This window comes from Streptomyces sp. S.PNR 29, assembly GCF_030386795.1.
In the GTDB taxonomy this organism is placed as follows: domain Bacteria; phylum Actinomycetota; class Actinomycetes; order Streptomycetales; family Streptomycetaceae; genus Streptomyces.
Genome location: NZ_JANUQM010000011.1, coordinates 174,287 through 194,700, shown reverse-complemented (window position 1 = coordinate 194,700; position 20,414 = coordinate 174,287). Strand labels below are relative to the sequence as shown.

General features: G+C 69.3%; 18 protein-coding genes and 1 pseudogene. 8 read left to right on the top strand and 11 right to left on the bottom strand.

The window, feature by feature from the left end; translation table 11 throughout:
* Nucleotides 1-3 precede the first annotated feature (3 nt).
* From NW895_RS28055 to NW895_RS28040, 4 genes are all read left to right on the top strand, one after another.
* On the top strand, nt 4-909 hold the full coding sequence (locus tag NW895_RS28055; RefSeq protein ID WP_289938982.1) for an alpha/beta fold hydrolase: 906 nt from the start codon (nt 4-6) through the stop codon (nt 907-909).
* Nucleotides 906-2,498 carry an FAD-dependent oxidoreductase gene (locus tag NW895_RS28050; protein WP_289938981.1) on the top strand — a complete coding sequence of 531 codons (1,593 nt, stop codon included), beginning with the start codon at nt 906-908 and terminating at the stop codon, nt 2,496-2,498. The genes NW895_RS28055 and NW895_RS28050 overlap by 4 nt, the downstream gene beginning before the upstream one ends.
* Nucleotides 2,495-3,823 carry an amidohydrolase family protein gene (locus NW895_RS28045; protein WP_289938980.1) on the top strand — a complete coding sequence of 443 codons (1,329 nt, stop codon included), beginning with the start codon at nt 2,495-2,497 and terminating at the stop codon, nt 3,821-3,823. Before NW895_RS28050 ends, NW895_RS28045 begins: the two co-directional genes overlap by 4 nt.
* A gap of 139 nt (nt 3,824-3,962) precedes the next feature.
* On the top strand, nt 3,963-4,580 hold the full coding sequence (locus tag NW895_RS28040) for a TetR/AcrR family transcriptional regulator C-terminal domain-containing protein (protein WP_289938978.1): 618 nt from the start codon (nt 3,963-3,965) through the stop codon (nt 4,578-4,580).
* Nucleotides 4,581-4,613: 33 nt separating this feature from the next.
* Here the strand turns inward: NW895_RS28040 and NW895_RS28035 are convergent, their stop codons facing one another.
* Nucleotides 4,614-5,792: a DUF3500 domain-containing protein gene (locus tag NW895_RS28035; protein ID WP_289938977.1), complete on the bottom strand. Its 1,179-nt coding sequence runs from the start codon at nt 5,790-5,792 to the stop codon at nt 4,614-4,616.
* Nucleotides 5,782-6,885 carry a zinc-binding dehydrogenase gene (locus tag NW895_RS28030; protein ID WP_289938976.1) on the bottom strand — a complete coding sequence of 368 codons (1,104 nt, stop codon included), beginning with the start codon at nt 6,883-6,885 and terminating at the stop codon, nt 5,782-5,784. Before NW895_RS28030 ends, NW895_RS28035 begins: the two co-directional genes overlap by 11 nt.
* Before the next feature lie 248 nt (nt 6,886-7,133).
* On the opposite strand from NW895_RS28030, the gene NW895_RS28025 reads away from it, so the two are divergent.
* The 3 genes from NW895_RS28025 to NW895_RS28015 all read left to right on the top strand — a co-directional run bounded on the left by NW895_RS28025 (nt 7,134) and on the right by NW895_RS28015 (nt 9,899).
* Entirely contained in the window at nt 7,134-7,919 is a 786-nt protein-coding gene (locus tag NW895_RS28025) for an SDR family oxidoreductase (RefSeq protein WP_289938975.1), read from the top strand.
* A 31-nt stretch (nt 7,920-7,950) separates the two neighbouring features.
* Complete coding sequence (locus tag NW895_RS28020) at nt 7,951-8,886, top strand: dihydrodipicolinate synthase family protein (protein WP_289938974.1); 936 nt, start codon at nt 7,951-7,953, stop codon at nt 8,884-8,886.
* A gap of 92 nt (nt 8,887-8,978) precedes the next feature.
* Nucleotides 8,979-9,899, top strand: coding sequence for a LysR family transcriptional regulator (locus tag NW895_RS28015; protein WP_289938973.1), 921 nt, complete (start codon nt 8,979-8,981; stop codon nt 9,897-9,899).
* A 13-nt stretch (nt 9,900-9,912) separates the two neighbouring features.
* On the opposite strand, the gene NW895_RS28010 is transcribed toward NW895_RS28015, so the two are convergent.
* The 7 genes and pseudogenes from NW895_RS28010 to NW895_RS27980 form a co-directional block, all read right to left on the bottom strand.
* Nucleotides 9,913-10,539, bottom strand: coding sequence for a TetR/AcrR family transcriptional regulator (locus NW895_RS28010; RefSeq protein ID WP_289938971.1), 627 nt, complete (start codon nt 10,537-10,539; stop codon nt 9,913-9,915).
* Nucleotides 10,540-10,681: 142 nt separating this feature from the next.
* Nucleotides 10,682-12,025 (bottom strand): D-arabinono-1,4-lactone oxidase, encoded by a 1,344-nt coding sequence (locus tag NW895_RS28005; protein ID WP_289939141.1) that lies wholly within the window; start codon nt 12,023-12,025, stop codon nt 10,682-10,684.
* A 216-nt stretch (nt 12,026-12,241) separates the two neighbouring features.
* Nucleotides 12,242-13,078, bottom strand: a pseudogene (locus tag NW895_RS28000) (MFS transporter); the annotation flags it as partial.
* 136 nt (nt 13,079-13,214) lie between these two features.
* The gene (locus tag NW895_RS27995; protein ID WP_289938969.1) at nt 13,215-14,393 is read right to left on the bottom strand and encodes an amino acid deaminase/aldolase; all 1,179 of its coding nucleotides are present in this window, start codon (nt 14,391-14,393) and stop codon (nt 13,215-13,217) included.
* A gap of 71 nt (nt 14,394-14,464) precedes the next feature.
* Complete coding sequence (locus tag NW895_RS27990) at nt 14,465-14,611, bottom strand: hypothetical protein (protein ID WP_289938968.1); 147 nt, start codon at nt 14,609-14,611, stop codon at nt 14,465-14,467.
* A complete protein-coding gene (locus tag NW895_RS27985) occupies nt 14,608-15,438 on the bottom strand; it encodes an SDR family NAD(P)-dependent oxidoreductase (protein ID WP_289938967.1) in 831 nt (276 codons plus the stop codon). The genes NW895_RS27990 and NW895_RS27985 overlap by 4 nt, the downstream gene beginning before the upstream one ends.
* Nucleotides 15,439-15,516: 78 nt before the next feature.
* On the bottom strand, nt 15,517-16,488 hold the full coding sequence (locus NW895_RS27980) for an SMP-30/gluconolactonase/LRE family protein (RefSeq protein ID WP_289938966.1): 972 nt from the start codon (nt 16,486-16,488) through the stop codon (nt 15,517-15,519).
* A gap of 141 nt (nt 16,489-16,629) precedes the next feature.
* On the opposite strand from NW895_RS27980, the gene NW895_RS27975 reads away from it, so the two are divergent.
* The gene (locus NW895_RS27975; protein ID WP_289938964.1) at nt 16,630-18,171 is read left to right on the top strand and encodes a succinic semialdehyde dehydrogenase; all 1,542 of its coding nucleotides are present in this window, start codon (nt 16,630-16,632) and stop codon (nt 18,169-18,171) included.
* 88 nt (nt 18,172-18,259) lie between these two features.
* Here NW895_RS27975 and NW895_RS27970 read toward each other — a convergent pair whose 3' ends face one another.
* Entirely contained in the window at nt 18,260-18,850 is a 591-nt protein-coding gene (locus tag NW895_RS27970) for a TetR family transcriptional regulator (RefSeq protein WP_289938963.1), read from the bottom strand.
* A 295-nt stretch (nt 18,851-19,145) separates the two neighbouring features.
* Nucleotides 19,146-20,102, bottom strand: a complete 957-nt coding sequence (locus tag NW895_RS27965) for a helix-turn-helix domain-containing protein (protein ID WP_289938962.1) — start codon at nt 20,100-20,102, stop codon at nt 19,146-19,148.
* Nucleotides 20,103-20,414 lie beyond the last annotated feature (312 nt).

Genomic DNA, 20,414 nt, shown 5'->3' with positions numbered 1-20,414 from the left:
TCCATGAAGTACTTCATCGCCTCCGGCGAGGACCGCCGACTCACCGCCGACTCACGGCCATCCCTGCGCGGCAGCTTCATCGAGCTGTCCGACGGTGTCACGCACTACGAACTGAGAGGCCCCGAGGACGGGGATCTGGTCGTGATGGCGGGCGGACTGACGATCCCGCTGTTCTACTGGGACGGCCTCGTCAGCGAGCTGCACGCCCGCGGGCTGCGCACTCTGACCTGCAGCGCGTACGGCCGCGGCTACTCGGACCGGGTGCGGGCGCGGTACGACGAGAGGCTGTTCGCGCGGCAGCTGGCCGAGCTGACGGACCGGCTCGGCCTGACGACGCGGCCACTGCACCTCGTCGGCACCTCCATGGGCGCGCTCGTCGCCATGACCTACGCCGCCCAGCACCACTCGCTGGTGTCCACCCTCACCATCGTCGGACCCGCCGGTCTCGCGAAACCGCGGGCGACCTCCCCCCACCGGCTGCTGCGCAGCGATCTGCTGGCGGGCGTCGTCGCCCGGCGGCGCGGCCACCAGATCCTCCAGGGGCACCTCGGGCACAACGTCCGGGACCCCGAGCTCGGCGCGAAACTGACGGACATGGTCCTCGACGCCTTCCGCTTCGAGGGTTCGCTCTACGCGGTCTTCGACACTTTGCAGCACCTGCCGCTCTCCGGTCGCGACGACCTCTTCCGGCAGACGGGTGCGCTGGGCATTCCCACGTTGCTCCTGTGGGGCGACGAGGACAACGTCACTCCACTGACCCACTTCGACACGGCACGCACCCTGCTGAAGGCCCGGCACCATCACGTCGTTCCTGAATGTGGCCATATGGCCCCGTTCGAACGCCCTCGCCAGGTCGCAGACCAGATCGTCCCGTTCGTGGCCGCACGCGCCGAAAGGCTCGACTCATGAGCGACCCACGTGTCATCGACGTACTGGTCATCGGTGCAGGCCCTTCGGGATCTGCCCTCGCGATCGACCTCGTGCGCCGGGAACTCGACGTACGGATCGTCGACAGGTCTCCCCACGCCTTCGACGGCTCCCGCGCCAAGGGCGTCCAGCCCCGCAGCCTCGAAGTCCTCGAAGACCTCGGTGCCCTGCCCGACGTGCTGGCCGGCGGCAGCACGTACCCCAAACTCGGGATCCATGCCGGCCCCCTCACCGTGCCCTGGAAGATGTTCACCCACAGGGAGGCGACGCCAGATGTCCCGTACCCGAACACCTGGCTGATCCCTCAGTTCCGCACGGACCGCGCACTGCATGCCCGGCTCAGCGAGCTCGGCAGCGAAATCGAGTTCGGCAGGGAACTGACCGAGCTGACGCAGGACGGGAACACGGTGGTCGCCAAGATGGCGGGCGCGGGCGGCACGGAGGAGATCGTCGCGCGGTACGTCCTGGGCGCTGACGGCGGTTCCAGTGCGGTGCGCAAGCAGCTCGGCATCGGTTTCGTCGGGACGACGGACGAGAGCGATCGGATGCTCATCGTCGATGCCTCGGTGACCGGTCTGGCCCGTGACCGGTGGCACATGTGGCCCGGCCGGGGCGGCAGGTTCATCGGTGCCTGCCCGCTCCCGCACAGCGACATGTTCCAGTGGATGATCCGCCTCAAACCGGGCGAGGAACCGCCTTCGCAGAAGGAGGACATCGTCCAGCGGATCCACTCCCACACCCGCGACCGGCGCATTCAGCTGCACGACATCCACTGGACGTCGGTGTTCCGGCCCAACATCCGCCTGGCCCGGAGTTATGGCCGCGGGCGTGTCTTCCTCGTCGGTGACGCCGCGCACGTCCACACTCCGGCCGGCGCCCAGGGCCTGAACACCGGCATACAGGACGGCTACAACCTCGGCTGGAAGCTCGCGCAGGTCCTCGCCGGGGCGGACGAGACCCTGCTGGACACCTACGAGGCCGAGCGGCAGCCGATCGCCGCCGGAGTCCTGGGCCTGTCCACGGACAAGTGGGGCGGCATCGCCAAGCTCGACCCGTCGAGCATGAAGCGGGGCAAGGACGAGCAGCAGCTCGCCCTGACCTACTACGGCGGCCCGCTCGCCCCCGCCGACGGCATGCGTACCACGACACTGCGCGTGGGTGACCGCGCCCCGGACGCCGAGCTGCTCAGCGCCGACGGGACCTGGACCCGGCTGTTCGACGTCCTGCGCGGGCCGGAATTCACCGCCATCGCCTACGGCCCGGATGCCGCCCGCAGCCTCGAAGATCTCGCGTGGCCGACGACGGGCGCCCGGCTGAAGCGGCTCACCGTCCAACCGGCCGCCGCCGACGGCCAAACCCTCACCGACTCGAAGCACACACTGCGGCGTGCCTACGGCCTGACCGGCGACACGCTGCTGCTGATCCGTCCCGACGGCTACATCGGGCACATCGCCACTTCCGACTTCCTCACCACCACACAAACCGCCGTACGGGCGATGACGCCGCAGGCAAGGAGCCGCACCATGTCCCAGCAGAGCCACACCTCCTCCGGTTCGGGGGGCACTGCATGAGCCGCGTACTCCTGCGCGGAGCGCAGGTCATCACGATGACTCCGGGCCGGCCCGACGCCGAGCACGCCGACATCCTCGTCGACGGCGACCGCATCGCCGCCGTCGACGAGAACATCGAGGCGCCCGACGCCGAAGTCGTCGACTTCTCCGGCCGCATCGTCATCCCGGGTCTGGTCAACGCCCACCTGCACACCTGGCAGACCGCGCTGCGCTCCGTGGGCGCCGACTGGACGCTGATGCAGTACCTCACCCACCTCCACGGCGAGTGCGTCGGGCACTACACCCCGTCCGACATGCGCATCAGCAATCTCGCCGGCGCGCTGAACCAGCTCAACTGCGGTACGACCACCCTCGGCGACTGGTGTCACAACGTCCTGTCGCCCGACCACGCCGACGCGGCCGTCGAGGGTCTGGCCCACGCCGGGATCCGCGCCGTCTTCCTGCACGGCACTCCCTACCGGTCGCCGGACATCCCCCACCCGCTCACCGAGATCGACCGGCTGCTTGACGGGCCCGTCCGCGACCACGCCCTCCTCACCCTGGGCATGGCGGTCCAGGGCCCGCAGTACTCCTCCCCCGAGGCCGCGGTGGCCGATTTCCAAGCCGGCGCGGAACGCGGTCTCGTCGTCTCGATGCACCAGAGCGGCGGGGAACCCGCACCCGGCTGGGAGGCCGTGCGCGCCGCCGGGCTGTTCAACCCGCTGACCAACATCGTGCACGGAGTCGGCCTGCCCGACGACTGGCTCAAGACGCTCGTCGAGGCGGGTGTCACCTTCACCTCCACCCCCGAGAACGAACTGGGCCAGGGGCACGGCACACCCGTCACCGGGTCACTGCTGCACCTGGGCGCCGCGCCCTCGCTGGGTACCGACATCGACACCGCGGTGCCCGGCAAGCTCCTCACCGCCGCCCGGATCGCCCTGGCCCACCAGCGCAGCCTGGACCATGCCCGTCACCTGCAGACGACCGGAATGCACGCCAACACGCCCTCGGTCACTGCCAAACAGGCACTGGCCTGGGCCACGGTCGAGGGGGCGAAGGCACTGGGCCTGGCCGACCAGGTGGGCCGGATCGAGGTGGGCATGCAGGCCGACCTGGTCGCCGTCGACGCCCGGGCACTGAACCTGTGGCCCGCGCACGACCCGGTCGCCACGGTCCTGCACGCCGACATCGCGAACATCGAAGCCGTGATGGTCGCCGGCACCTGGCGCAAACGCGATCACGCCCTGCTCGCATCCCGACTCGACGAGGTCAAGGACCAGCTCCGAGAGTCCGGAGAGCGGCTGCTGCGCACCATGCACGGGACCGCGGGCTCCCCCGCCTGACACAGAGCGACGGCCCCGAAGCCATGAACCACGCGCCGACGAGCACAACACTCCCTGCTCGTCGGCGCGACGGCCACCCATCCTCACATCCGCGCACCGCGACCCCACTTCCACAGCAGAAGGTGACGTCAGCAGTCCCATGTCGGCCACCCAGGGAATGCCCCGCGACGCTCTGCACCAGGAGCAGATCATCCAGGCCGCCATCGCCCTGTTGGACGAGGGCGGCATCGAGAGCCTGAGCATGCGTAGGCTCGGCAGTCGCCTCGGCATCACCGCGGCGGCACTTTACTGGCACGTCAGGAGCAGACACGATCTGCTCCTACTGGCCGCTGACACCGTCTGGGCACAGACACCGCTCCCCGTTTTCGACGACATCGAATGGCGTCCGGCCCTCCTGGCCATGGCCGAGGACCTGCGTTCGATGCTTCTCCGGCATCCCTGGCTCCTGGCCGCCATGACCATCCAGCCTCTCGACGGCCCGGCCAGGGATCGCCATGAAGAACACCTGCGCGCGGTCTGCGAGACTTCCGGCCTCAGCAGGCGGGATGCCGAGCAAGCCGCCGGGAGCCTGGTCACGTTCGCGATCGGCGCCGCCCTCGCGGCCACCCCTGGCCTGTGCGTGTCCTTCGGACTGCAGTCGATCCTCGACGGCATCGAAGCCAGGCTCGCCGCCCGTGCGCGACCGGATACGGCAGAAGATCCAGACGGTCACGCTCGTGACCTGGCTGGGTCCAGGTCCGTGAGCAGGTTGCGGTAGGCGACGGGGCGTACGGCGCTCCCTGTGCACGCCTCACTCGTGTGCGATGTGTGCCCGGTGTTCGGCCAGCACGTCCAGTCCGAAGTCGGAGGTGAGGTCACGCCACACCGAGTGGGCGTGGTTCGCGTGGCGTTGGGTGTTGTCGTACTCGATCAGGATGCGGGGGTCCTGCACCCGGTAGTAGTGCGGCTCCCCGACATCAGTGCTGCCTGCCCAGCCGAAGTGGACCAGGTCGAGGACGGTGTCGGAGGCGTAGTGGGTGTCGTAGGCGTCGGCGAGGAACTCGGGTGCCCGTCCGGTGTAGAGGGCGACGAGACGGCGCAGCAGGTGCCGCTGGTCTTCGTTCAGGTCGCTGCCGCTGATGCCTTTGGGAGGAATCGTGATGGCCACTCGCGCATGGTCGCCCTCGGTGTACCCGCTGCCCGCCTCCGCCCGGCGGTCGATCTCGTTGACGATCCGGGCCAGGTCGGGATCTTCGAACTGCCCCCGCCACAGGTCCTGCATGTGCATCATCGTGTCGCCGTGCCGGACCTGGGGCCGGTTGCCGGAGACGATGTCGGACACGGCGGAGGGATGGAGCAGAGCTCGCCGGAACTGGTCCGAGTCAAGGCTGCGGGCCAGTTGGCGCGCGGTGTCCTCGGGGCCCTGGAGGGGACGCAGAGTGCCTCCGAGCAGATCGGTCGCGGCAGGGTCGGCGCCGATGAAGCAGGGGGTCGTGGAGACGAGCCGACCGGCGACGACGAGGTTGTTCAGGGAGATGTGGTGGCCGCCCAGTCGCCATGCCCAGATGCGATCGCCGGGGCGGCCGAAGATCCGGAGCCAGTACAGGCCGGGGTCCCGCCCGCGCTGCCGGCCCCAGTGAACGGTCCACCCTTCCAACTGGTCCAGTACGTTCTCGAGGCCCATCACTGTGGCGACCGTGGCGTAGCCCGCGGTGGACAGTCCGGTGGCCACCAGTTGCATGGCGAGGCTCTGTTGGCGGGGACTTTGGTCCCGGATGGCGAGCCCGCCGTGTTCCGTGGGGGTGTAGAACCAGCGCAGCCGTTCGGCCTCCGCATCCGGGTGGAGCGGAGAGTCGTAGGCGGCGAGCGGCAGTTGTTCCTCGCTGAGGCTGCCCAGCCAGGCGGCGGCAGCCTCGGCCATGGCGGCCGCAGCCTTCTCCCGCCCGGCTGCCGCGACGTCGGATTCCGGTCCTGCTCCGTCACCGGGCACGGGCGGCCTCCGGGTCCTCGGAGATGTCCAGCATGACCTTGATGGCGTTGCCCCGGCGCTCGGCATAGGTGTCGAAGGCCTCGGAGACGTCGCTCAAGGCGAAGTGGTGGGTGACCAGTTCCGCGGTGCGGAGCCGGCCGCGGGCCGCGAGGGCCACGGCACGGGCCAGCGAGCCGGTGCCCTCCCCGCGGACCGTCTGGATCGAGATGCCGTTCATCACGGCGTGGTTCAGGTCGGCCTGCACGGGCTGCTCGAAGAACCCGACGAGGACGATCTTCCCTGACCGCTTGGCCATGTGCAGGGCGTCGTCCACCGCACTCGGGGCGCCCGAGCATTCCAGGACGATGTCGGCGCCGATCCCGTCGGTCGCCTCCCGGACGGCGGCAACGGCGTCCTCTTCCCGGGAGTTGACGACCAGGTCCGCACCGAAGGACTTGCCGATGGCCAGCCTCGCCTCCCGGGTGCCGACCAGGGCGACGGTCCTCGCGCCGAGTTCACGCGCGACCTGCGTCGCGAGGAGACCTATGGGTCCGGGGCCGAGCACGGCGACAGTCGATCCGACCAGAAGAGTGCCCAGTACGTCGAACGCGTGCATCACGGTACCCACGGTGCTGAGGACGACCGCCGCGTCGAAGTCGACGGCGTCCGGCAGCCGGTGGAGGGTCGACACATGATTGAGCGCGTACTGCGCGAAGCCGCCGTTGACGGTCATCCCCTGCACTCGGTGCCCGGTGTGCCGCAGGCCGTAGTTGAGGCAGTCCGTGTAGGCCCCGGCCAGGCAGTTGGCGCAGCGCATGCAGCCCCGGTGAGCCTCCGTCACAACCCGGTCACCGACGCGGAGTTCGTCCACGCCACTGCCCACCGCGGCCACGACGCCCGCGTATTCGTGGCCCGGGACGAACTCGCCCACAGCGGGGCCGCCGTCCTTGAAGAAGTGCCGGCTTCGGATCTTCAGGTCCGTTCCGCACAGGGACGCCCTGCGGACCTGCACCAGGACGTCTTCCGCCCCCACCTGCGGCACGGGCAGCGTCGTGACGGCGAGGGTGCCGGGTTCACCCAGCACCGCGGCCCGCATGGTTTTCGGCAAGGACATAGGGGCCTCCAGTCACGGCCATCGGCATGCGTCGGGAATCGGCGAATCGAAACAGTCCTTTTCCCCACACCATCGTGCACGCCGACAACGCCGATTTCCCATCCCCGGCGTATAGGCATCCCTTATGCACAGCGCGAGGAATTCCTATTGGAGGCTCACCACAGGCCCGTGGCAGAGTCGTCCGGGAACGGGGGACATCGCCGCCGGCCGTACGGCCGAGGAACGGGCCCCGCCCGAGGAGTGAAGCTGTGGATCTGGGAATCTCAGGCAAGACCGCACTGGTGCTCGGCGGAGGCGGGGGTCTCGGCGGCGCCATCGCGCAGGCACTCGCCGCGGAGGGCGCCGGTGTCGCCGTGGCGGACATCAGTCCCCAGGCTGCCGAGCGCACCGTCGAAGCGGTGGCCGGCCTGGGCGGAAAGGCCGTGTCCCTGGAATGGAACCTCGGGGATCTGGACGCGATCGACCGGCACATCACGACGGTCGAGGGGGTTCTCGGCCCTGTGGACATCCTGGTCAACAACACGGGAGGACCGCCGCCCTCGCCGGTGGGCGGGCAGGATCCGGAGATCTGGCTGCGGCACTTCCGGTCCATGGTGATGTCGGTGATCGCGATTACGGACAGGGTCGCGCCGGTGATGAGGAGCCGCGGCTGGGGCAGGATCATCACCAGCGCCAGTTCCGGCGTGATCGCCCCCATTCCCAACCTCGGGCTGTCGAACGCCCTGCGTGGCAGCCTGCTCGGCTGGTCCAAGACGCTGGCCCGGGAAGTGGCGGCCGACGGCGTCACCTGCAATGTGGTCGTTCCCGGCCGGATCGGCACCCAGCGGACGAAGTTCCTGGACCAGGCCAAGGCCGAGCGGGAGTGGAGGTCCGTCGAGGAGATCTCCGCCGAGAGTGTCGCTTCGATCCCCGTGGGCCGCTACGGCGAACCGTGTGAATACGCCGCGGCCGTCGCTTTTCTCGCCAGCAGTCAGGCCTCCTACATCACGGGTTCGGTCATTCGCGTCGACGGCGGCCTCATCGCCAGCCTCTGAAAACAGAAACCGTAAATTCAAGGAGGCAGAAATGGCAGCGCTGTCCCGCGACACCACCGGCGTCTACGCCATCGCACCGACGCCCTTCGATGAATCGGGTGCGATCGACTTCGATTCACTCAGCCGACTGATCGATTTCTACGGATCCACCGGTGTCACCGGACTGACCCTGCTGGGCCAGATGGGTGAAGCCCCCAAGCTGTCCCACGAGGAGAGCGTGCGCATCGTCCAGTACGTCATCAAGCGCACCGGCCTGCCGATCGTCGTGGGCGTCTCCGCACCCGGCTACGCCGCCATGCGGGCCCTGACGGCTGACGTCATGTCAGCCGGTGCGAGCGGTGTCATGATCGCTCCGCCGAACACGCTGCGGACCGACGACCAGATCGTGAGCTACTACGAGGGAGCGTCGGCCGCCATCGGCGAGGACGTGCCGTTCGTGATCCAGGACTACCCGCTCTCCTTCTCCGTCGTCATGTCCCCCACCGTCATCGCCCGCATCGCCGGCGTCGCGCCCGGATGCGTGATGCTGAAGCACGAGGACTGGCCGGGCCTGGAAAAGATCAGCGCGCTCCGGCAGTTGCAGGCCGACGGAGCGATGCCCCGGCTGTCGATCCTGTGCGGAAACGGCGGGCTCTTCCTGGACTTCGAGACGGAGCGCGGAGCCGACGGTGCCATGACGGGCTACTGCGTGCCCGAACTCCTCGTCGACGTGGTACGCCACACCGCCGCCGGCGACCGTGACGCCGCCCATGAGATCTTCGACGCCCACCTGCCCCTGCTGCGCTACGAACAGCAACCGGGCGTCGGCCTGGCGGTGCGCAAGTATGTGATGAAGCGTCGCGGGATCCTGACCTCCGACACCCAGCGCAAGCCCCGGGCGGCGCTGTCTGCGCGTGCCCGCGGCGAGGTCGACTACCTGCTGACCCGACTGGCGCGCAAGGACAGCAGGGTCGTGGTCACGGCATGACTCGCAGTGAACCCGCGCACCGGGGTGTTCGCCGACCGGTATCGGCAGACCGCATGCGCGCCGCGTGACGCCCGCTCCAGTAGCTTGATCAAATGCAGCTACGTCAGCTGGAGTACTTCCTAGCGGTATGGGAGGCGGGCTCCTTCAGCGGAGCGGCCGCGCGGCTCTATGTCACGCAGCCCTCGCTCTCCCAGCAGATCGGAGCCCTGGAGAAAGAGCTGGGCGCGGTGCTGCTGGAACGCGGCAGGCAGGGAGTGACGCTGACCCCCGCCGGCCGGGTCTTCCTGCCGCGGGCGCAGGACGTGCTCCGCGTCGTCCAGGACGCCCGGGACTCGGTACGCGAGGTGGTCGAGGGCCGCAAAGGCGACGTCCATGTCCTGACCGTACGGTCCGTCGCCTCGGGCATCCTGCCGCCCTCCGCGGCCCGCTGGCACTCGACGTACCCTTCGACGGTGCTGCGGCTGCACGACTACTCACACCGCCGGGACCTCGAAGAGGCCATGCGCAGCGGCCATGGCGACATCGCGGTCGGTCCGCGACCCCACCCGTGGGAAGGGCCGGTCCACTCCCTCGGGTACGAGGAGATGGTGGTGATCGGCTCGGCCGAGTACCCGCCGGCCGCATCGGCGAGCGCGGTCGAACTGGCCGCCTCCGACTGGGTGCTCTACGAGCCGGAACAGGGCATGAGCGAGGTGGTGGACCGGCTGGCGGGCCACTTCGGCTTCACTCCGCGCGCCGTGGCGCGCACCGGCCAGGTGTCGGCGGCGCTCCTGTTCGCGGTCGAGGGGATCGGGGTGACGGTGGCACCGGAGAACGCGGTGCCGCTGCGCTGGTCGCGCCATGCACGGCGGATCGGGTCCGGCTACTTCCGGGAGCTGGTGGTCTACAGCAGAAAGCAGCCTTCCCAACTGGCGGAACGCTACCGGGACATGCTCACTTCTGTGGAGCTGCCGCTGACCGCGGAGCGGGACCTGCCCGAAGGAGCGGTCCGTTTCCAGAACTCGTCCCAGTGATCACGTCGCTCGGTCAGGCATCGTCGCGCAGGCGAGCGAGCCCGCTGAGAAGAAGTTCGAGGCCGAAGGAGAACTCGTCCTCGATCGGAACCGGCATCACCCCGGCCACGGTCACGGTGGCCGGGAACAGGTCCGGATCCAGGCTCTGGAAGACGGCCGCCGACTGTGCGTCGTCGGCTTGTCCTGCGCCGCCATGCCCGTTGACCTGCACGGCGAACCCGAGGACGTAGCGGGCAAGAGTCGCGTACGCGTACGCGGCCACGCGCGGCGGGAAACCACTGTCGAGCAACACCGCGACACAGCGCTCCCGCAATGCCATGGCGTTCGGGCCCAGGGGAATCTGCTCGACCAGCAGGCGCGCCGCGTTACGGTGCCGGGCCAAGGCGTCGAACATGGTGTGCGCGACCGTCCGCAGTGCCCGCTCCCAGCCCATCGTGAGGAGTTCGTCACCGTTCAGCTCCACGATGCCGAACATGCGGTCCACGACATGGGCGACCAGAGCTGCCCGGTTGTCGAAGTGCCGGTACAGCGTCGCCGTGCCCGAGCCCAGACGCTGGGCGAGCGTCCGCATCGACAGAGCGTCGGCGCCCTCCTCGTCCACGATCTGCAGTGCGGTCGCGACGATGCGTTCCAACGGCACCGGCGGCCGCCCCGGAGAACGCCGACCCGCACCCGCTCGCGTAGGGCCATCCGCTGCCACAGAACGTCCCACCTCCTTGAGCAGCACCATAACAGCAACACCGTAGCCGATATGAAGATCACTGATCGGACGAGACGCGTGATCAGTCTCCCAGCACCCGGCGCAGGTAAGGGTTGGTGAAGCGCCGGTCGGGGTCGAGTCGGTCACGCAGCGCGGTGAACTCGTGGAAGCGGGGGTAGACACGGGCGAGGTGTTCGGCGTCGCGGGTGTGGAGTTTGCCCCAGTGCGGGCGCCCCTCGTGTGCGACGAAGATGCGCTCCGCCTGCGTGAAGTACTGGTGGTACGGCGTGCCCCGGTACACGTGCACCGCGATGTAGGCGCTGTCGCGTCCCGATGCCGTGGACAGGGTGATGTCGTCCGCGGGCGTGGTGCGCACCTCGACGGGGAAGCTGACGCGCAGATCGGAGCGCTCGACCATGGCCTTGAGCTCGCGGAGGGTGTCGAGGGCGGCCTCACGGGGGACGGCGTACTCCATCTCGATCATGCGGACGCGGCGCGGACTGGTGAAGACCTTGTAGGGGATGTCCGTGTAGGTCCGGCCCGTCAGGCCCCGGCTGGCGACCTGCGCGATCGCCGGGACGGCCGCGGGCACAGCCCGACCCAGCGTGTTGAGTGCCTGGAAGACGCCGTTGGAGAGGAACTCGTTGTCGAACCACTCTCTGAGCCGGCCCAACGGGGCGTGCGGGCCGGCCGTGCGGTTGTTGCGCAGGGTGTTGCAGTTGTCGGTGTGCGGGAACCAGTAGAACTCGAAGTGGTCGTTCTCCGCGTGGAGTTCGTCGAAGGCCGCGGTGACCCTGTCGAACGTCATCGGTTCCTCCCGCGCGGCGAGCAGGAACAGTGGCTCCACGGCGAAGGTGAGGGCGGTGACGACGCCCAGTGCGCCGAGTCCGATGCGCGCGGCGGCGAACACGTCCGGGTTCTCGGTCTCGGAACACCTGAGCAGCGAACCGTCCGCCGTCACCATCTCCAGACCGCGGATCTGGGCGGCGATCGCACCTGAGGTGCGACCCGTCCCGTGGGTGCCGGTGCTGGTCGCCCCGGAGACGGTCTGCTCCATGATGTCGCCCATGTTCGTGAGCGAAAGGCCTTCCCGGGCGAGCGCGGCGTTCAGGGTCCTGAGCCGCGTGCCCGCCTCCACGGTGACGGTGCCGGCCTTCCGGTCGATCGCGCGGATCCCGGTGAGGAGGTCGGGGCGTATCAGCACGCCGTCGGTGGCGGCTGCGGCGGTGAAGGAGTGACCGCTCCCCACCGCTTTCACGGCAAGGCCGTCCTCGGCCGCCTGACGTACGACAGCGCGGAGCTCCTCGACCGAGGCGGGGGTGGCGACCCGCACGGGGCGGGCGGTGACATTGCCGGCCCAGTTGTGCCAGACGCTCGCCCTGGTGGTCGCCGTGCCCCGCGGGGCGCCGTAGGGAATCGTTTCCATGGCCTTTCGCCTTTCTTCGGGGACGGAGCGGGGTCTCGGCGCCGCTAGCGGACGGACCGCACGCGGTACACGAACTGGGTGATCAGGACCTGGTCGACGGACATGTACGCGCCGAAGCCGGCGCCCATGATCGCGGATGCCACCAGGGTGACTGAGGCTCGGGAAAGCCGCCAGGAGAAAGCCCGAGACCGCCTGGAGCAGTGCCGTCAGCGCGACGAAGATCCGCCGTCTGCCCAGGCGGTCGGAGAGTACGCCGACGACGGAGCTGGCCAGGACTCCGGCCACGAGATACACGACGGTGCAGGCCAGAAGGCTGCCCGCCGGGTCGGGGACCCTCAGGTCGTCGGTCAGGAAGTACAGGGTGCAGCAGACGCCGAGCGAGTTCGCCAGGTTGACCAGAAGCCGGCCGGCGAAGGCCCAGGCGAACTCGCGGTTGCGCAGCGAGTTGCCCATGGAGGTCACAAGCGTGCGCAGACGCAGCGGTGGCTCGGAGCCCCGGGCGGGGTCGCGGTAACGGGCCAGGAACGGCACCGCGCAGATAAGCAGCAGGGCCGCGATGACGAGGTAGCCGCCCGAAGGGGAGAGCCCGAGGGCGGAGACGACGGCGATGCCGGCCACCACGCCGAGTGCCTGGGGGCCGTAGATCGCGCCGGAGACCGTGCCGCGCTGGTTGACGGGAACACGGTCGGCGATCATGGCGGTCAGTCCGGCGGTGGCCGCGCTGAGGCCGAGCATGCCGGCTGCCCAGGCCGCGGTCACTCCCGCGACGGTGGTCTGTTGTGCGGTCACGGCCAGCCCCACGGCGAGCGACAGGGAACCGGCCGTGACCCAGAGTCTTCTGCGGCCGAAGCGGCTGCGGGAGCGGTCGCACAGCGCGCCGCAGACCGGAAGGGCGAGCAGCGCACGAGCCCGGAAACGGCGTTGACGACGGCGAAGTCGTGCACCTGCGATGCCGGGTCTATGGCCTCGAGTTGCTGAGGGAGCAGCAGTTGGAGGGGGACGAGACTCGCCGTCCAGTAGCCGAACCAGACCAGGCCGAACAGGGTGGTCCATGCGCGCGAGACGGGGACGGTCGGTCCGTGGCCGGCATCCGCCCCCGCGGTGCCGGCCGGCGCAAAGGCAGGACTGTGGAACTCTGTGGACATCGGGCCTCCGAGGGGACGGGCAGAAGCCTTGAGCGGGAACGGGATCAGAGGAAGGCGTGACCTTCGCCGCGGTAGGTGGGGACCTGCTCGACGATGTCGTCGCCCGACACCAGGTGGAGGGTGTTGACGCGTTCGCACAGTTCGCCCGCCTTGGCGTGGCGGAACCACACGTGCTCCCCCAGCCGCAGTCCGTGCGCCGCGCGGCCCAGGACCGGGGTCTGGACTTCTCCGGCCCCTTCCCTGGGGTTCGTCCGCAGGCCTTGGGGCCAGCTCGGGGTGGGCTGTCGGTCCAGGCCCGGCGGGCCGGAAGCGATCCAGCCGCCGCCCAGCACGGTGGCGATCCGGGCAGTCGGGCGGCGTACGACGGACATGACGAAGTAGGCGGCGGGCCGGGGGCGGAAGCGCCGGTAGAAGTCGAACAGCCCCGGACCGTACAGGCCCGATCCGGCGCCGACCTCGGTGATGACGTGTTCGGCGGCGGTCTGCTCGATGGAGCCCGTGCCACCGCCGTTGACGAACTCCAGCGGTGCGACGGCCTCGATGGCGGCGATGGCGGCGGCGCGCCGGTCGGCAAGCTCGTGGGCGGACAGGCGCTGCATGGCGCGGATCGCGGCTCGCTTGAGGGGGGATCCGGGCTGGTTGTCGCCGAGTCCGGCGATCTGGCCCTCGTAGGACATGACCCCGGCCAGGTGGAATCCGGCGCGGTCCTGGACGGCGCGGGCGAGTGCCGCCGCTTGCCGTGGGGTGTGCACCGGGGAGCGGTACGGGCCCAGGTGGAGGCGGCCGCCGGCCAGTTCCAGCGAGGCGTCGAGATCGATGCAGACACGGAGGGCGGGCCGGGAGGTGCCCACCACCTCGTCGATGAAGTCCAGCTGACCGGTGGAGTCGATCATGAGGGTGATGCGGGAGGCAGCTCGCTCGTCCGCTGCGAGTTGTTTCAGCGCCGTGCGGTCCGTCGTCGGGTATCCGATGACCACGTCCGGGTGCTCCTCGGCCAGCCACAGCGCCTCGGGCAGGGTGAAGGCGAGAATGCCCCGGTATCCCTGCTGCCGGACGGCCCGGCGGATCAGCGCGCGGCTGCGGACCGACTTGCTGGCCAGGCGGATGGTCGCCCGGCCCGCCGCCCGGCGGGCCAGATCCGCGGCGTTGGCATCGAAGGCGTCCAGGTCCACCACAGCGAAGGGTGGATCGAGATGTTCGGTCGCCTTGTTCAGCTGTGCCATGCGGGCCGCGCTCGGTCCGGCACCAGCGGATACGGCCCTTGTCGCGTCCGACGGGCAGGCCATGTTCGTACTCACATCCGCATCCTTTCCGGGGAGTTCCCAGCGCCGACCGTGGCGGTGGTGGCCGGGCGGAACGATGGTGTTGTCAGGTCAGACGGATCGGCGGTCGGACGGATCGACGATCGGATCGATGGTCCGAGCGCATCGATGTCCTTCATCGGCCGGTCCTGGCGTGGGGCAGGAGGCGTTCCCGCTTGCGCAGGCCCCTGGCTTCGGCGATGGGGAGGACCCGGCGCATCAGCCGGGGGAAGACGCCGGCGATCCGCTGGACGCGGCCCGCGAAGGGCGGGAAGACCACCTCGACCGGCTTGGTGGCGAGGGCGTCGACGACGGCCTGGGCGACCTGCTGCGGTGCGTAGGACTTCTCCGCGAAGGCGATGGCGCAGGAGGAGTCGGCCATTTCCTGTTCGAGCATGCCGGTCCGGGTGGACGGCGGATGGATGAGGGTGAAGTCCAGCGGCCCGTCGCGCTCCTCGATGGCGACGCTGTGGTGAAAGGCCCGCAGCCCGTACTTCGAGGCGCAGTAGGTGGCGTATCCGGGCAGCGGAAGGAACGCGGTCATGCTGCAGACGTTGATGATGTGACCGTGGCCCTGCGCGGTCATCCGCTCGAGTGCCGTGCAGACCCCGTTGATGGTGCCGAGGAGGTTCACCTCGACGATGTCCCGGTGCTGCTGCTCCCGGAGGTCGCGTGCGACTCCGGTGTGGATGATGCCCGCGTTGTTGACGAGTACGTCGACGCCGCCGAAGGCGGCTTCCGCCGCCTCGAAGGCTTTGGTCCATCCTGCGGAACTGCGGATGTCCAGCACACAGGCGGCGGCCCGGGAACCCAGGCTGCGGGCGCGGCTGACGACAGCCACTTCGTCGACGTCGGTCAGCATCACCCGATGGCCGCGTGCCACGGCGAGTTCCGCGATCGCGGCCCCGATGCCGCTCGCCGCGCCGGTCACGAGGATGACCTGCTCCTGCTCAGTTCTCCGGCCCATGGCCACAGACTCCTTCGGTCCTTTCGCTTCGGCGTCGTTCGTCACCGAATGCGTCACAGCCGCACGTAAGGGGGTGGGTCACAGCCGCGCCATCTCGATACGGCCGCCGCCCAGCGCGGCGGCGCGGACGGGATCGTCCGTCGGGACGGTGGCGGCGAAAAGGGTGCGTCCGTCATGGCCCGCCACCAGGCAACTGAGGGTGCGCTGGCTCGTCGCCACTCGATGGAGGACACGGCCGCCCTCCGCCACGCGCACGCATTCGCCGCGCAGGGCGTTCGCCACCCAGATCGTCTCGCCGTCGGTGTCCCAGGCGATGCCGTCCGGTGCGACGGGTGACGCGGAACGCTTGGCCATGGCGGGACGGTCGAGGAGGGCGGAGATCCTGCGGGTGATGCGTCCGGGCAGCCCCGGATGGTTCACCAGGCGCCACAGGACCGGTGAGATCAGCGCGGCCCAGGGCTGTGGGCCGGCGAGCGTGCCGTCGGCGTCGACGGGAAGGCGGGTGAGTCGCATGGCGAGTGTTTCGGCCACCACCACCGCCGTGCCGTCGGCCGTGAGGAGCATGCCGTTGGGAAACAGCAGCGGCTCCGTCAGACCGAGCAGACTTCCGTCCGGAGCGAGGCACGCGACCGGGGTTCTCGGGGGCCCGGGCGGTGCATAGAGCAGAGAGTTCGGGTGCTTGCGTGTGAAGGCGTGGTAGTCGAAACCGAAGTTCCCGACATAGGCCCGCCCTTGAGGGTCCACCAGCATGTCGTTGACCGGGCCGCCGACGATGTGGCGCAGATCGGCGTGCTCCACCAGCTCGCCATCCGCTTCCCGCCGGTACACCCGGCCCTCGTCCATGGACACGACGAGCAGGCGGCCGTCGGGAAGCCAGCCGAGTCCACCGGCCCGGCCCGGCACCTTGAGGACCGTCTCCGGCTCTCCGCTGCCGTCCCAGCGATGCACGGTGCCGTGCGCCAGGTCGGAGAACCACAGAGCTCCTTCGTGCCAGCGCAGGGATTCCGGAACACCGAGGCCGCTCAAGGCGACCGCTGCCGTCCTTTTCATTCAGCCACTCCTTCAGTGACCGGCTGACGTGGCTCTTCTTCACCACAACCAGAAGTTGGACGCTTGTACAAGACGCTTGACTTGTACGGGCGACCGTCTCATCCTGAGTGAACCGAAGTCAACGTCCCGGCGGGAGCTTTCGTGGCTGAAATTCGCACCCTCAGAGCAGACGGCGCCCTGGCAGGCACACGCATCGCGGTGGACAATCCGGCCACCGGAGCGGTGGTCGGCCATGTCTCCGACGCGACGGCGCAGGAGGTGGCGGAGGCAATCGAGCGGGCCCGGCGGGCGCAGCCGGGCTGGGCGGCGCTCGATACCCGGTCGCGTGCGGAGTTCTTCGCGCGCGCCCGCCGGTGGCTGCTCGCCCACCGGGAGGAGGTCACGGACGGCATCGTCGAGGAGAACGGCAAGGCGCGGGAGGACGCGATCGTCGAGATCGTCTACTGCGCCGGCGCCTTCGCCCACTGGGCGAAGCAGGCCCAGCGGCTTCTCGCCCGGACGAAGATCCGCTCTCTGTCACCGTTCCTGCTCGGGCGCAGCATGTACACCCGCCGGGTACCCCTGGGGGTCGTCGGAGTGATCGGGCCGTGGAACAATCCGCTGCTCAATTCGTTCGGGGACGCCATCCCCGCGCTTGCCGCCGGCAACGCGGTCGTCCTCAAGCCCTCCGAGCACACGCCGTTGACCGCGCTGCTCATGGAGCGGATGGTCCGCGAGTGCGGCTGGCCCGAGGACGTCTTCCAGGTCGTCACCGGCGCGGGCGCCACCGGCCAGGCACTGGTGGACACCGCGGACTTCGTCATGTTCACCGGATCGACGAAGACCGGCCGGCTGGTCGCGGCCAGGGCGGGCGAGCGGCTCATCCCCTGCTCACTGGAGCTCGGCGGCAAGGACGCCCTCATCGTCCTCGCCGACGCCTCCCTGAAACGGGCCGTGAACGTCACGATCCAGGGTGCGCTCGCCAACGGGGGCCAGATGTGCACCTCGGTGGAGCGCGTGTACGTGGAGGAGCCCGTCTACGACGCGTACGTCGACCTGCTGCGCGAACGCTTCCAGCGGGTCACCTCGGGCAAGCCGGGCGGGCTGGGCAGCGTCGACGTGGGAGCCATGACCTTCCCTCCCCAGGTGGCCACCGTCGAGGATCACGTCGACGACGCCGTACGCAAGGGTGCACGCGTACTCGTCGGAGGCCACACCATGCCCGGACCCGGCCGCTTCTTCGCCCCCACCCTGCTCGTCGACGTCGACCACACCATGAAGTGCATGCGCGAGGAAACCTTCGGCCCCACGCTGCCCGTGATGAAGGTCGCCGACGCCGAGGAGGCCGTCCGCCTCGTCAACGACAGCTCCTACGGACTGCAGGCCACCGTCATCGGATCGAACACCAAGCGCGCTCGCCGCCTGGCAGAGCGACTCGAGGCCGGCTGCGTCACCATCAACGACGCACAGACCAACTACATGGCCCTCGGCCTGCCCATGGGCGGCTGGAAGAACTCCGGCCTCGGCGTCCGCCACGGCGCCGAAGGCATCCGCAAGTACACCAAGCTCCAGGCCGTCAGCACCAACCGGTTCCCGCTGCGCCGGGACCCGCACATGATCCCGTACGACGCCTCGGCCTACCGCCTCATCCTGCGCCTGGTGGACCTGATGTACGGCACCCGCCGGCGTCACCGCGACAAGTAGCGCGCACCGGCCGGCCATCGGAAACCGAGAGGGCCGAGGCCGCGGCGTGGACCGGAACGCGCCGCCACCGAGAACCCCCAGCCCGCGGCTATTCCTTCTTCTCGGCAAGGGTCAGAAGATGCTCGCCGGTCAGACGCAGCACCTCGCGGCTGTCCTCGCTGTTGCGGTCGACCAGCCAGCACAGGATGAGGCCGTCCAATACCGCGTTCAGATAGCGAGCCAGGACCGGTACAGGAACAGTCCAGCGGATCCCCTGGGCCTCAGCGGCCTCCGTGAGGAGCCCCTGGTGGACTTCCAGGTAGCTCTGGTACTGCCGGCGAGCCAGTTCCTCGAAACCGGCCTGCCGCAAGGCGTAATGCGTGAGCTCATAGGTCACCTGGTGCTCCCCCGGGCTGAGTTCCACACCGCCCCAGAAAGCGCCCAGGCTCTCGGAGATCCTCATTCCGAGGTCGCCGCCCTCAGAAATGGCATTGCGCGCCGCTTCGGCACTCCTGGCGGTGAAGCGGGTGAGGACTTCCTGGAGGAGTTCTTCCCTGGAGCTGAAGCAGTAATGAAAGACACCCAACGGCATCTTCGCTTCGTTGACGATCGCGCGCGTTGTCGCTTTCGTCACTCCGTCGCGGACCATGACTCGGAACGCCGCTGCGATGAGCTCTTCCCGTCGGTCCTTCGCCGCCATGCGAGGCATGCAGTCCGCTTTCCCTGTGTGATCGAGACGCCTGTTCAGCCCTACTGTAGCCCAGCGTCTTGGACGGACGACCAACATGCGACTGAAGGGGAGCGGCGGTCGCGTCAGGTCGGCGACCGCGACGGGTGTTCGGTCGCCGGTGACGTTCATGTCTGCGCTTGTCCTGCCTTCCAGGCGTGGGCCCGAGACGGTCATGCGCAAGATCGTCGGACCCAGGGGTTCCGGGCACGGCGGTCGGCTTGTGACCGTCCGATGGGTGCACGCACACCGTCCCGCCGACACCGGTTCAGCTGTTGAACGGGCGCGTTTCTCCGGGAGTGCGGCCGAAACGGCTCCGGAAGACCCGGGTGAAGTGGGCCTGGCTGGCGAAGCCCCAGCAATGGGCGACTTCGGCGATCGTCAGATGGCGGGATCTCGGATCGGCGAGCACCTGCCGGGCCTTGCCGAGCCGCTGTTCGAGGATGTACCGGGAGGGGCTCACCCCGGTCGGCTGGAAGATACGGCTGAGGTGCCGCGCGGACACTCCGATCGCCTCCGCGACCATCCCCGAGCTCAGCCCGGGGTCGGCAAGGTGCCGGGCAATGTAGTCCTTGGCCACCGCCAGTTGGGAGAGCGTGGCGGGCGACGCGGAACCGCCCAGCCTCGGTGCGGCCAGCGTACGGACGAGGTCCAGCACGGTGGCCTGGGTACTGACCGAGTCCTCGCCGCCCTGCCCCGTGACCCAGTCGGCCAGTACCGCCTCCAGTGCGGAAGCCTGGGCACCTTCGGCGGCCGACCCCCTGCCGAGCAGTATCGGTGCGGACACCTCGCCGGGGGCACACTGCGCGGCGAACACCTCACGCGGGATGTCCACCAGCAACTGACGCATGGGAGAGGGGAACCCGAACAGATAGGGCCGCCTCGTGTCGTAGAGAATCAGGTCGCCCGGCTGCAGGGTGACGCAGCCGCCCTCGTGGAAGAACACCCCGCTGCCTGCCGTCAACAGCGTGACGAAGATCGAGTCCTTCGGCAGGGTCTGACAGGTCCGTGGGGTCCGTTCGATGACGTGCTCGTTGCCGGCGATCTCGGCCAGCCGCAGGTCTCCCAGCTCGACGTTCGTCTCCGTGGCCACCAGGCCGTCCCGCGAGTACGACGAGCATGTCAAGCCCACCAGAGCCTGGCGGTTGTGTTCTTCCCAGAAGTCGATGCGGTCCGCCGGATCGACCGACTGCGTGGACACGCGGGAGACGATAGGCAGGTTCACCTGAATCTCCTTTCCGGCCCGTGCTTCCCTGATGACTGTGGTGCAGGACTGTTCTGCCGTGACAACAGGGAGTCGATGCGGCCGCTGGGCTGGGCCTCGTGCTCTGACGTGAGGGGCCGTCGGAGGTGCCTGGTGCTCTCTCCGGGCGAGAGTACCCCCGGTGCGCTGCCGCGTCACCGGTCGGGAAGGCGTGGGCACGGCGTCCGAGCCTGGTGCCGGCGCGTTCACGGGCTGCCGTCCGTCGTGTGCTCGGCCGCCCGGTACCGGTCAGTCGGGAGGCGCCGTCCCGGGGCCGGCCGGAGTGGGAGCCGG

Coding starts and splice junctions, on each gene's coding strand:
- NW895_RS28050 (WP_289938981.1), top strand. CDS start 906: ATGAGCGACCCACGTGTCATCGACGTACTGGTCATCGGTGCAGGCCCT.
- NW895_RS28020 (WP_289938974.1), top strand. CDS start 7,951: ATGGCAGCGCTGTCCCGCGACACCACCGGCGTCTACGCCATCGCACCG.
- NW895_RS28055 (WP_289938982.1), top strand. CDS start 4: ATGAAGTACTTCATCGCCTCCGGCGAGGACCGCCGACTCACCGCCGAC.
- NW895_RS27995 (WP_289938969.1), bottom strand. CDS start 14,393: ATGGCACAGCTGAACAAGGCGACCGAACATCTCGATCCACCCTTCGCT.
- NW895_RS28015 (WP_289938973.1), top strand. CDS start 8,979: ATGCAGCTACGTCAGCTGGAGTACTTCCTAGCGGTATGGGAGGCGGGC.
- NW895_RS28040 (WP_289938978.1), top strand. CDS start 3,963: ATGTCGGCCACCCAGGGAATGCCCCGCGACGCTCTGCACCAGGAGCAG.
- NW895_RS27970 (WP_289938963.1), bottom strand. CDS start 18,850: ATGGCGGCGAAGGACCGACGGGAAGAGCTCATCGCAGCGGCGTTCCGA.
- NW895_RS28005 (WP_289939141.1), bottom strand. CDS start 12,025: ATGGAAACGATTCCCTACGGCGCCCCGCGGGGCACGGCGACCACCAGG.
- NW895_RS28045 (WP_289938980.1), top strand. CDS start 2,495: ATGAGCCGCGTACTCCTGCGCGGAGCGCAGGTCATCACGATGACTCCG.
- NW895_RS27985 (WP_289938967.1), bottom strand. CDS start 15,438: ATGGGCCGGAGAACTGAGCAGGAGCAGGTCATCCTCGTGACCGGCGCG.
- NW895_RS28030 (WP_289938976.1), bottom strand. CDS start 6,885: ATGTCCTTGCCGAAAACCATGCGGGCCGCGGTGCTGGGTGAACCCGGC.
- NW895_RS27990 (WP_289938968.1), bottom strand. CDS start 14,611: ATGAAGGACATCGATGCGCTCGGACCATCGATCCGATCGTCGATCCGT.
- NW895_RS27980 (WP_289938966.1), bottom strand. CDS start 16,488: ATGAAAAGGACGGCAGCGGTCGCCTTGAGCGGCCTCGGTGTTCCGGAA.